At 42.3% G+C, this 11,596-nt stretch carries 16 protein-coding genes; all 16 read left to right on the top strand.

From position 1 onward, the window contains the following. The first annotated feature begins 145 nt into the window (after window positions 1-145). The 16 genes from QZ998_RS12270 to QZ998_RS12195 all read left to right on the top strand — a co-directional run bounded on the left by QZ998_RS12270 (window position 146) and on the right by QZ998_RS12195 (window position 11,400). Window positions 146-472: a hypothetical protein gene (locus QZ998_RS12270; protein ID WP_296561003.1), complete on the top strand. Its 327-nt coding sequence runs from the start codon at window positions 146-148 to the stop codon at window positions 470-472. 51 nt (window positions 473-523) lie between these two features. Next, the gene (locus tag QZ998_RS12265) at window positions 524-1,516 is read left to right on the top strand and encodes a DMT family transporter (RefSeq protein WP_296561002.1); all 993 of its coding nucleotides are present in this window, start codon (window positions 524-526) and stop codon (window positions 1,514-1,516) included. A 70-nt stretch (window positions 1,517-1,586) separates the two neighbouring features. Then, window positions 1,587-1,877: a hypothetical protein gene (locus tag QZ998_RS12260; RefSeq protein ID WP_296561001.1), complete on the top strand. Its 291-nt coding sequence runs from the start codon at window positions 1,587-1,589 to the stop codon at window positions 1,875-1,877. Between the two features lie 113 nt (window positions 1,878-1,990). Then, a complete protein-coding gene (locus QZ998_RS12255; protein WP_296560999.1) occupies window positions 1,991-3,424 on the top strand; it encodes a trimethylamine methyltransferase family protein in 1,434 nt (477 codons plus the stop codon). Window positions 3,425-3,523: 99 nt separating this feature from the next. Then, entirely contained in the window at window positions 3,524-4,147 is a 624-nt protein-coding gene (locus QZ998_RS12250; RefSeq protein ID WP_296560997.1) for a corrinoid protein, read from the top strand. 13 nt (window positions 4,148-4,160) lie between these two features. Further along, window positions 4,161-4,958, top strand: a complete 798-nt coding sequence (locus tag QZ998_RS12245) for a dihydropteroate synthase (RefSeq protein ID WP_296560996.1) — start codon at window positions 4,161-4,163, stop codon at window positions 4,956-4,958. 293 nt (window positions 4,959-5,251) lie between these two features. Then, entirely contained in the window at window positions 5,252-5,539 is a 288-nt protein-coding gene (locus tag QZ998_RS12240; protein ID WP_296560994.1) for a EutN/CcmL family microcompartment protein, read from the top strand. Further along, window positions 5,532-6,869 (top strand): 4Fe-4S dicluster domain-containing protein, encoded by a 1,338-nt coding sequence (locus QZ998_RS12235; protein WP_296560992.1) that lies wholly within the window; start codon window positions 5,532-5,534, stop codon window positions 6,867-6,869. Before QZ998_RS12240 ends, QZ998_RS12235 begins: the two co-directional genes overlap by 8 nt. Continuing rightward, complete coding sequence (locus QZ998_RS12230) at window positions 6,866-7,414, top strand: BMC domain-containing protein (RefSeq protein WP_296560989.1); 549 nt, start codon at window positions 6,866-6,868, stop codon at window positions 7,412-7,414. The genes QZ998_RS12235 and QZ998_RS12230 overlap by 4 nt, the downstream gene beginning before the upstream one ends. A 39-nt stretch (window positions 7,415-7,453) precedes the next feature. Then, entirely contained in the window at window positions 7,454-7,957 is a 504-nt protein-coding gene (locus QZ998_RS12225; RefSeq protein WP_296560987.1) for a cupin domain-containing protein, read from the top strand. Window positions 7,958-8,002: 45 nt separating this feature from the next. After that, window positions 8,003-8,296, top strand: a complete 294-nt coding sequence (locus tag QZ998_RS12220) for a BMC domain-containing protein (protein WP_296560986.1) — start codon at window positions 8,003-8,005, stop codon at window positions 8,294-8,296. A gap of 253 nt (window positions 8,297-8,549) precedes the next feature. Next, window positions 8,550-8,894 (top strand): BMC domain-containing protein, encoded by a 345-nt coding sequence (locus QZ998_RS12215; protein ID WP_296560985.1) that lies wholly within the window; start codon window positions 8,550-8,552, stop codon window positions 8,892-8,894. A 9-nt stretch (window positions 8,895-8,903) separates the two neighbouring features. Beyond that, entirely contained in the window at window positions 8,904-9,338 is a 435-nt protein-coding gene (locus tag QZ998_RS12210; protein WP_296560984.1) for a EutP/PduV family microcompartment system protein, read from the top strand. A gap of 7 nt (window positions 9,339-9,345) precedes the next feature. Further along, entirely contained in the window at window positions 9,346-9,495 is a 150-nt protein-coding gene (locus QZ998_RS12205) for a hypothetical protein (RefSeq protein WP_296560982.1), read from the top strand. Further along, window positions 9,495-9,920: an ANTAR domain-containing protein gene (locus tag QZ998_RS12200; RefSeq protein WP_296560980.1), complete on the top strand. Its 426-nt coding sequence runs from the start codon at window positions 9,495-9,497 to the stop codon at window positions 9,918-9,920. The genes QZ998_RS12205 and QZ998_RS12200 overlap by 1 nt, the downstream gene beginning before the upstream one ends. Before the next feature lies 1 nt (window position 9,921). Continuing rightward, complete coding sequence (locus QZ998_RS12195) at window positions 9,922-11,400, top strand: histidine kinase N-terminal domain-containing protein (protein ID WP_296560978.1); 1,479 nt, start codon at window positions 9,922-9,924, stop codon at window positions 11,398-11,400. Window positions 11,401-11,596: the final 196 nt, after the last annotated feature.

The following is an 11,596-nucleotide window of genomic DNA, read 5'->3' as shown; positions in this document are numbered from 1 at the left end:
GATTGTCGATCTGGTTAAACGCCGGAAAACCTCAGTGAATGAAAGAAGGTAGTGACAGAAAAAAAACGGGGAATGCTGTATTTTTGCGGCCTGCAGACCCTGTTACTCGAAATCCGGGTTAAGACTTTTTGATGTTTGTCTGGGTATGATTTATTCCTGTTGTTTCTGGGAGGACAAAGAAGAAGACAAGATGCGCCTTGATAAATGCGAGATCTTCTTAAATGCCTATGAACAGAAGATGCATGAGCTAAAAGGATTAAGCCGCTTTACCGTTGAAGAAAAGGCCTCAATGAAAAATATGTTAGCCTTTGCCAATGTCTATCTGATTAACTGGTGTGTCGATGCCTACTATAATGATATGGACGAGCTTAATGATTACGAGTATCTCGCCTACCTGAAACATCAGATTAAATTGATGGATTGGATTGAAGATAACGAAGAAGCAATTAAGGAAATGGTCGACAGGCTATAAAAAAATAGAATAAAAAAATACCTAAAATAAAATTTTGAAAGGCGGATTTTTATGAACACTACAGAACGTTTAGAAAAACAGGAAATAGGCCATGCAAAGAAGGGCCTGCTTTATGGAGTCGCTTCTGGTGCTTCCTGGGGATTAAGTGGCGTCGTCATGAGCATAGCTTTTGGAATGGCACCATTTACCGAAGGTGTCAGTCTTCTTTTGGCACCGATTGTTGGCGCAGCAATGCACGATGGTTTAGCTGGGCTTTGGGTTTTCTTATATAATTTAATTAATGGTAAATGGCGGGAATATGGCCGAACCATCAGAACAAAACCAGGAATGCTTGTTTGCTTGGCAGCCTGTTTCGGAGGTCCTATTGGGATGTCGGGTTATATGCTGGGTATCACCCTGGCCGGACCATCTTATGCATTGGCCATTACGGCAATTTATCCGGCCATTGGAGCAATTCTTTCTGTTTTTGTCCTTAAGGAAAAAATTAGTGTCCGAACTTGGATCGGTATTCTCCTTTCAATCGCCGGGGTTATGGTCGTCAGCTGGGTTCCGCCCGATGCCGGCATGTACCCATACTTCTACGCCGGAATCGCCTTGGCCTGCCTAGCAGCAATTGGTTGGGGAACAGAAGGCGTCATCTCAGGATTTGGGATGGACATGGTTGATCCAGAAGTTGCGGTTGGTATTCGTGAAGCGGCCTCATTCAGTGTCTATTTTGTAGCTATTATTCCAATTATGTTTGGCGTCGTCGGCTATCAGATGATCGCGGCAGCGTTTACGACAACCAGTCTTTGGATTATTCTTATCGCTGCACTTTTAGGTGGCGGATCTTACATCTGCTGGTATAAGGCCATCAATATGACCGGGGCAGCCCGAGCAATGGCATTAAACATTACCTATGCCTTATGGTCAGTATTATTTGGCTGGTTGTTAATTGGAACAGAAATTACACCAACTCTAATCATCGGTGGTCTGGCAATCACCTGTGGCGCAATTTTAGTCGGTGCGAATCCTAAAGAACTAATCAATTTAAGAAGCAAATAAGTTAAAGAAGCAAATAAGTTAGAGAAGCAAATAAAAAAGCAAATTAAGAAAGCATATGGAGGTATGAAAGATGGCTGTTAAACTACCCCTGCGCTTCAGAATTCTATATCTGATGTCAACAAAAAAAGATAGTGTGAAATCTGAAGATATCATGAAGGAATTAGAGAGTGATTACGGAACAGAAGGGCAATTCAAGAAAAAAGCGATGGACGGTCATTTGATATCGATGAGAGCCCTGGGACTGATTGAAATTGCTGATGTCAGCATTGACGAAAAGGATGAACTGATTGAAGAATACAAGATTTCAGAATTAGGCATCAGTCGGCTCAAATACTTACCTAAAGAGTATAAAAGAGCATAAATAGAAATAAAACCGGGTAATTGGGAAAGGCATTGACCGGATTAAAGTGACAGCAAAGCTAACAGCACTTCCCCAGTTACCACAATACTAAAACCACATTGGAGGAATAATCAATGAAATTTATGGACTATTTTACAGAAGCAGAAGTGACCCGGATTCACGAAGCCTCATTGGACATTTTGCAAAATACCGGATTAAGTGTCAGAAATGAAAAAGCCCGAGAAATCTTTAAAAAAGCAGGCTGTTCGGTTGATGAAACAACCCATCTGGTAAAAATTCCCGGAAAGCTGGTCGAAGAATGTCGCAAATCTTACGTGCCAGAATATAAATTTACGGCTCAGGATCCCAAGTTTGATATTGTCTTACCAGACAATCGACCAGTCGTCATTACCGGAAGCTCGGCACCCAATATCATCGATCCAATAACCGGCGAAGACCGTCGGGCAACCTCTTCTGATATCGCTAATATTGCCAACCTGATCAATGAGCTGGATGGCTTTGATGTATTCTCAATTTCGACCCTGGCGCAGGACGCACCAAAGGGTCAAACCAGCATCTCGCGCTTTTACCCGGCTTTAAAGAATTGCAAAAAACCAGTCCGCAGCAATACCCCAACCATCAAAGATCTCGAAGATGTTCTGGAACTGGGAGCGATCATTGCCGGCGGTAAAGAAGCCTATAAAGAAAGACCCTTTATCAATCATCATTATTGTCCAGTGGTTTCACCTTTGACCATGGATGTCGATTCCACCGATGCGGTCATTTATCTGACTGAAAAAGGACTGCCGGTTTACGGCACCATCGTTCCGAATGCAGGGATGACCGCTCCAATGACGATGACCGGAACCCTGGTTTTAGGAAATGCCGAATTTTTAGCCTTATCGACACTGATTCAGCTGATCCGTCCAGGCGCACCGATGATCTATGCAGTCTTATCAACCGTCGCCGATTTGCGGACCGGTAACTACGCTCCCGGTGCCGTTGAAACCGGAATGCTGCAAATGGCACATTCGCAAATGGCCAGATTCTATGGCGTCCCCTCAGGCGGATACATTGGCTTAACCAATTCACAGATTAATGATGCCCAATGTGGATATGAAACTGGGATTAATACCACCGGCGCGCTTTTAGCTGGCTCAGATATGTTTAACATGGGTGGTTTACTCGGAAGCCTGATGGCCTTTGACTTTTCTAAAGCCGTTATTGACAATGAAATCGCTCTAATGCTCAAACGGATGAAACGGGGAATGGAATTTAGCGAAGCCAACCTTTGCTTGGATCTGATCCATGAAGTTGGACCAGGCGGAACCTATCTGGATCTTAAACATACCCAGAAAAACATGCGTAAAATGGCCTTCTATCCCAAGGTTGCCACCAGAGAAATGCGCAAAAAATGGGAAGCAAGCAGATCCACAGCTGAAGAACGGGCATTTGAACAAGTTAATAAGATCTTTGAAAACTCAGTTCAAAAATCCTTCCCGGCGGAAATTGATGAAAAAATTAGAAATAACTTCCCCGGCCTGGTAAAAGGCGATATGGTCTGGTAGGCACAACAATGGTATTAAATAAATAAATAATTAATTAAATACGGACTAAATACTGACTAAATACTTGATTGAATACAGGAAAAACAAGGAGAATTTAAAATGAGTACACAAGCAATTTATGATGCAATTATGGAATTTGAAGACGATGATGTTGTCGAAGCAGTAAAAGAGGCGATTGAAGCTGGTGTAGACCCCCAGATTATTCTAAACGAAGGTCTTATCGGCGCCATGGATGAGGTAGGTCGACTTTTCTCGATCGGGGACCTCTATGTACCAGAAATGCTGATGGCCGCTAATGCCATGAAAGCCGGCATGCAAGTCATTAAACCCCATCTTAAAGGTGACGATGGCGGAAAAGGCCTGGTCGTAATCGGTACCGTTGAAGGCGACCTCCATGACATCGGCAAAAATCTTGTTTCAATGATGATGGAAAGTGCTGGCTTTGAGGTCATCGATCTTGGCATTGATGTACCGGCAGACAAATTTATTGAAACAGCCAAAGCAAACAATGCCGGGATCATCTGTTTATCCGCCCTGTTAACCACCACCATGACCACCATGGGTGAAACCGTCGAAGCCATTAGAAAATCTGGTTTAAGTGTCAAAACAATGGTCGGCGGGGCACCTGTAACCGAAGAATTTGCCAAAGAAATTGGCGCCGATGGTTTTGCAGAAGACGCAGGTGAAGCGGTCGTATTTGCAAGAAATCTACTGGCTTCATAAGTAGGGGCGCGAGATGATCATTGTAGGAGAATTAATTAACGCTAGCCGAAAATCCGTTGGCGAGGCCATTAAGCAGGGTGATAGTGATTTCATTAAAAAGCTGGCTATCGACCAAACTGAAGCCGGAGCGACCTATATTGATGTCAATGCCGGGATCTTTGTGGGCAAAGAAGGCGACTATATGGAGTGGCTGATCAAAAACATCAAAGAAGTCTCAAAGCTTCCGATTTCGATTGACAGCCCTGACCCGAAGGTCATTGAACGGGGGATTGCACTTAATGGCGAAGACGCCATGATCAATTCCATTTCCCTGGAACAGAAACGACTCGATACCATCTTACCGCTGATTGCCGGCACTGATCTAAAAATAGTAGCCCTGTGCATGGATGACGAAAAAATGCCCGAATCGAAAGAAGATCGCTTAAAAATAGCGGATATGCTAATCAATAAGTTGGTTCAAAAAGGCGTTAAAATGGAAAACATTTATGTTGATCCATTAGTTCAACCAATCTCGACCGACATTACCTATGGTAAAGGTTTTATTGATACCGTGGAAGCGATCATGACAAACTATCAAGGCATCCATACCATTTGTGGTTTGTCAAATATTTCCTTTGGACTGCCAGAACGAAAATTCCTAAACCGTAATTTTGCCGTGATGGCGATTGCAAAAGGTCTGGATGCACTGCTGATTGATCCACTCGATAGAAAAATGATGTCTAACATCTGTGCCGCAGAAACACTGATCGGCCGCGATAGTTTCAATGTAAAGTACCTTAAAGCCTTCCGCAAGAAAAACTTGGAAGTCTAACGGGATGTCTAATTAACAGGATTCAAGATGCCTCTTTGTTTACAGAGCTGCTAAACAAAGAGGCTTATTCTAACAAAATTGAATAAGCAAAGCGATAAAATTAATAATTCAGGTTGACAATTAAAAGGTATTCTGAGATAATAAATACAATTTAATATGACAAATGCAACGGAGTATTTGTAAAAAGCGACGAAGCTTCTATGTGATTATCCACTCAAAGGGTAATGACATAGAAGTTTTTTGTTTTTTTAAGTGTAAAGGATTGCATAGCGGGTGAAGGGGGAGAAGCTTAAATGGTAATTGGACGAGTTGTCGATAGTATCTGGTGCACCAGAAAAGAAGCTGAGTTAAAGGGACTAAAATTCTTAAAGGTAAAACTACTGGATCATCAGAAAGAAGCGGATAATCCGCGAATCGTGGTAGCCACCGACTTAATTGGCGCGGGAATCGGGGAGTTGGTATTGATTACGAATGGCAGCTCGGCCAGAAGGACCGAAGGCCTGAAAGATGCACCGGTTGATGCCATTATTATTGGTATTATCGACGAAAAAAATGATGGTCAGGAGGGTATTAATGAGTAGTGAATTTATCAACAGCATCATTGAAGCGGGGGTAGTCGGTGCCGGCGGTGCCGGTTTTCCGACTGCGGTGAAGCTGGCGGCGCGTGCCGACTATATCATCGTTAATGCCGCCGAGTGCGAACCATTAATCCGGGTCGATCAGGAATTATTGGTTCATTATACCGGTGATATCCTCGATGGCTTAAGCAGAATTGTCGAAGAAACAGGTGCTGCTAAGGGCGTGATTGCAGTTAAGGAAAAGCATCAGGAAGTCATTGCATGCTTGCAGCAGCAGATCACACATTATGAAAAAATCGAAATCTGTCCGCTAAAAGATTTCTATCCAGCAGGAGATGAACAGATAACCGTCTACGAAGTTTTAAAAAGAGTTGTCCCCAAAGGCGGGATTCCCTTAAATGTCGGTTGTATTGTCTGTAATGTTGAAACCATTTTAAACGTCAACCAGGCTGTAGCGGGAATCCCCGTCACCAGTACCTTTGTTACCGTCACCGGGGAAGTTAATCAGCCAGTCACCCTATCGCTAGCAATTGGGATGAGTTACAAAAAAGCACTGGAATTATGCGGGGTCGAAACATTTGAAAGTATGGTCGGCATCGACGGCGGTCCGATGATGGGCAAGCTGATCACCGATTTTGACTTACCGATAACCAAAACCACAAAGGCGATTATTTTATTAAACCAGGATGCTCTAGTGATCCGGGAAAAAATGAAAAGCTTGGAACAGGTCTTGAAACAATCGCGGATTGCCTGTATCCAGTGCCAGAAGTGTACCGATTTATGTCCCCGGGATTTACTTGGTCATCATGTTAAACCACACATCGTCATGCGGATTGCCAACTATGGCTTGTCTGATTTCTCGGGAATGAAAACAGCCCTGGCTTGTTCTGAATGCGGGGCCTGTGAATTATATGCTTGTCCAAATGGTTTATCCCCCCGAAGAGTCAATATCATGATTAAACAGGAAATGGCCAAAGCAGGCATTAAAATTGATAGAAACGAAGAACAAAAGCCGCCATCAGAAATGATTGAATACCGCAAAATTCCGGTTAAGCGCTTAATTGGGCGGCTGGGGCTTAAAGAATATGATCGGCCAGCACCACTGCAAAAATTTGAGCATCAAGTCGAATCGGTAAGGATCCCCCTAAAACAGCATCTTGGCACAGCCGTCAAAGCGGTTGTCCAAAAAGGCATGTCAGTCAGCAAAGGAACCGTGATTGGCAGCATTGAAAGTGGAGATCTGGGGGCAAAGGTTCATGCCAGTATCGCCGGAATCATTAAAGAGGTCACCCCTGAGATGATAACAATTGAAGCCCAAGGAGGGATAGGATGATAAATGCAATTGGTTTTGTGGAACTCAATAGTATCGCAAAAGGTATGGAAGTGGCGGATCATATGCTAAAGACAGCCAACGTCCAATTGATGTTTTCAACAGCAACGTGTCCGGGAAAATATATTACCTTAATCTATGGCGACGTCGGGTCGGTTGAAAATTCAATAAAGGCCGGGAAAGAGCTGGGCAAGGAATTTATTATTGATGATTTAATGATTCCCAATGTTGATGAGCAGCTTTTTCCAGCCATGACCGGATCGGCTACGATTGATAAAATTGGCGCAATCGGGGTGATCGAAAGTCTGGCAATGGCATCGTTGATCGTCGCCGCCGATACCTGTGTTAAATCATCCGGGGTACAACTGGTAGATTTACGACTGGGTTCTGGCATCGGTGGAAAATCCTATGTCGTTATGACTGGTGATATTTCAGAAGTGAATGCATCGATGGAAGCTGGGGTCGCTTCAATCAAAGAAAGTGGCAATATCGTCTACTACTCAATTATTCCATCGCCGCATAAAAATTTTAAAAGTACCCTGTTATAAAGCTAGCAATCGTAGAAAGAAGGAGGAACAAAAAGAGATATGAAGAATGATAATGAAGAAATGCTTAAAGACAGCACCGCCGGTGTGGATATTTCAGAAGAATTGTTGAACCGGATTGTCAACGAGGTCTTGGAATCTTTTAAATCAGATCAACAACAATTAAAAAAGAACACGGAGACCGATAGAATTAAACTGATAAAAAGAGATCGTGTTGTTTTTGAAACCTTCGATACCGGAAATCCGACAGACAAGGTTACCTTTAAAGAAATCCTCACCATTGAAGAAAGCCCCAACATGGCCACCGGCTTTTTAAAAATTGAAAAATCTGCTTTTGACTGGTATCTCGGCTATGATGAACTGGACTATATCATCGAAGGAACTTTGGAAATTACCTATAATGGTAAAACCTACACCGGACATGGCGGCGACGTGATCTTTATCCCCAAAGAAACACCGGTAACATTTAGCTCGCCAGACCATTGCACATTTTTCTTTGCCGCCTATCCGGCTAACTGGCAGGATTTATGTGAAGAAAAGAAATAGACTAGAAATAAGATTGTATTTCAAATAAAACTACAGGAGGAAAAAATGAGTTCAACAGAAGCGTTAGGAATGATTGAAACAAAAGGATTAGTAGGAGCCATTGAAGCTGCAGATGCGATGGTTAAGGCTGCTAATGTAAGGTTGGTTGGTAAAGAGCAAATCGGTAGCGGCTTAGTAACCGTTATTGTCAGAGGTGATGTCGGAGCTGTCAAAGCCGCCACAGATGCCGGTGCAGCAGCAGCTTCACGAGTTGGCATGCTGATCTCAGTTCACGTTATTGCCAGACCCCATGAAACTGTGTCACTTATTTTACCGGCAGAAATGGATCAAGCTGAATAGTTAGACATAATAAGATAAAAGAATATCTTAGACTAGCTGCTTAAGGATTGATTATTATGCTGACGCTAACGTTTGGTTATTTAGTCAGTCAGTGTTAATAATAATCCTTAATGCAGGCAGTGTGAGCAGGCTGTAAATGATCACAAGAGTCGTGGATAAAGTGAGTATTTCAGGTTAAAGTGTTGACAAACAAATGATTATTTTATATGATTGGTTTGTTGAAGATGCTCTAACTGACAAGGAGAATTCAACAATGAATGAAGATGTCAAACGCGTGATCCAGGAATATGTTCCCGGAAAACAGGTTACCTTAGCGCATATTATAGTCAATCCCGATAATAGCCTTTATAAAAAGTTGGGATTAGCGGAAAACCGCAATTCGATCGGGATTCTAACGATCACCCCCAGTGAAGCAGCGATTATCGCAGCCGATGTAGCGGTTAAATCGGGAGACGTTGAAATCGGTTACGTTGATCGTTTTAATGGGTCATTAGTCATCGAAGGCGATGTCGCCTCGGTGGAAGCATCAATTAGCGAGGTGCTCAAGACCCTGTCGATGCTGCAGGGGATGTCGATTCCAACCGTCACCCGATCTTAGGAGGGCACAATGAAAAAAGTGATGTTTGTCGGAGCTTCAGGAAGCGGCAAAACGACTCTTTATCAGCGGCTGGAATCCTGCCATCTCGATTATGACAAGACCCAGGTGATCGAATTTCATCGGAATGTAATTGATACACCAGGAGAATATCTGGAGAATCGCGGTTATTATTCGGCCTTGCATGTGACCTCGGTCGAAGCCGATGTGGTAGCGCTGGTGATGGACTGTAAAAGCAGACGAAATGTCTTTCCGCCTGGTTTTGCCAGAATGTTCACCAAAGAGATCATTGGTATCGTAACAAAAACCGATTTAATTGAGGATGATGAGACTGACGATTACGCTTATGACGCGTTAAGACAAACTGGAGTCAACGAAATATTTAGAATTTCATCGCTAAAAAATCAAAATATCGAGGAGTTACGAAAATTTCTTGAGTGGAATTGAGGTTAGTATGAGAATTATCATTGTTGAAGATGAACCAGTAACACGGATGGATATCCGCTGTATGTTGGAAGATGCCGGGTTTGATGTGGTCGATGAGGGAAAAGATGGCTTTGATGCCATTAATCTATGTAAAACCACCAACCAGATCTGGTGCTGATGGATATTAACATGCCGAATTTGGATGGGATCAGCGCCGCTAGAATTATTCGCCGCGACGGGCTATGCAAATGTGTTGTTTTACTGACTGCCTATTCGGATGAGGTCTTTATTGAAGGAGCCAAAAATGTTGGTGTGTTTGGTTATGTTGTCAAAGCGGTTGATGAAAAGAGTCTGGTACCAGCTCTAAAAATTGCCTATGCAAAGGCGCAGGAAACTACTGATACCGAAGACAAGCTCGATGAAGCCACAAAAAGATTGGAAGAACGTAAAATAATCGAGAGAGCTAAAGGCTTTTTAATGCAAAGTGAAGGCCTGGATGAAAATACTGCTTATCAGAAAATGCGGTCTCTGAGTATGGAGAAAAGCTGTTCGCTGCGGATTATCAGTGAAATGTTGCTGATGCGGGCAAATAAAGGCGGATGATATGGTTTACTCCTGTGATCGTGATTTTATAATCAAAAAATGCAAAGAATATACCCTCTTAAATAATGACGAAATCGAAGCGATTATCGATGTGGCCAAGATTTTGCCCTATTTCAATGAAGGTTTTGATGGCGAAACCTTTATCGATATCAAGGTTCATAATGAGGATCTGGCCGTTGTTGTGGCCGAGTCCTATAAAGAAAGACAGTCAATTTATGTCGACTCATTTCTGGGTGATATTATCTATCGGGAGAATGAACCAGCGGTATTTCGCTCCTTTGATTTGGGTGTAACTTCAAAAGAAATCATTGGCGTAAGCTTTGACCGCCATGAGAATAAAATCTGGACCAGACAAACCGTTGTGCCGATCAAACACCAGGACAATGTGGTAGCCACTTTAATACTAGAAAAAGTGCTGGATTTGAATTCAGATGAAAAACCAGTGGTAAAGCTAGAACCAATGCCGGACAATGATAAAATCGATGCGGTGTGGGGGTCGATTTTTGGGATTAACAGCGATAATGAAGAATTGCAATTGCGGGAAGGTATTTTAATCTTTGACATAAGCGGTCATTTAAGGTACTACAATCAACGGGCGGTTAAATTGTATCAGGAGCTGGGTTATAAATCGATAAAGAATCAGCATTTTGACAATTTGAACTATTCACCCAAAAATTTTGATGATATTATCGCAAATATCCAGGGAACCTTCAGCAGTGATGATCAAAGTCATGTTATTATTGAAAAATGTTATGATGGCAAGGTAACGATCGGTGAAAAATTTTATCGCATTCATATCATCATGCGCATCAAAAAGAATGTTGATGTGATTGTCTTTATTGATGATATCACCGAAATGCGAAAATATGAGAATGAGGTAAACAACTACTTGGTCAGCTCGCACGAAATACATCATCGGATTAAGAATAATCTTCAAACAGTGGCATCTTTACTGAGGCTTCAAAGTCGGAGCTCTAAAGATCCTGCGGTTAAAACCATCTTAAGCGACAGCATTAATCGGATTATGAGTATTGCAGTAACTCACGAACTGCTTGAGAATAAATCGAATGATCTGGTGTCGGTCAGAGAGGTGCTCGATAAAATAAAACACAATATGATATCCTTTGGCGTAACCGACAACGACAAGATTGAGATTACGGTTAAGGGAACTGATTTTTTCATCGACAGTGAAAAATCAACCGTTGTCGCCCTGGTTGTTAATGAATTGATCCAAAATTCCCTGAAATATGCATTTCCAAATGGCGCAGCAGGGTTAATTGAAGTAACTACCGCCAGTGATGGAAAAATTAAAATGATTGAAGTAAAGGACAATGGGGTGGGGTATAAACCCGGCCAGATAAAAACCAACAGTTTGGGATTATCGATTGTAAAATCATACGTTTATGAAAAACTGGTGGGTAAATTAATTATTGAAACAGGAAGTGAAGGAACAAAAACTTCATTTGCATTTAAACTATAAATTGCAACGAGGCAATTTTATAAGCGACGTAGCTTAAGGTTTAACTATCTATTTTGGATAGTTAAACTTTGAGCTATTTTTTAATCTAAAAATTTTGGTTTAACCCCACCCCATTGTCCTTTACTTCAATCATTTTAATTTTTCCATCACTGGCGGTAGTTACTTCAATTAACCCTGCTGCGCCATTTGGAAATGC

It is taken from the genome of uncultured Acetobacterium sp., assembly GCF_927416815.1.
Taxonomy (GTDB): Bacteria; Bacillota; Clostridia; order Eubacteriales; family Eubacteriaceae; genus Acetobacterium.
This window is presented reverse-complemented; position numbering and strand designations above follow the sequence as displayed.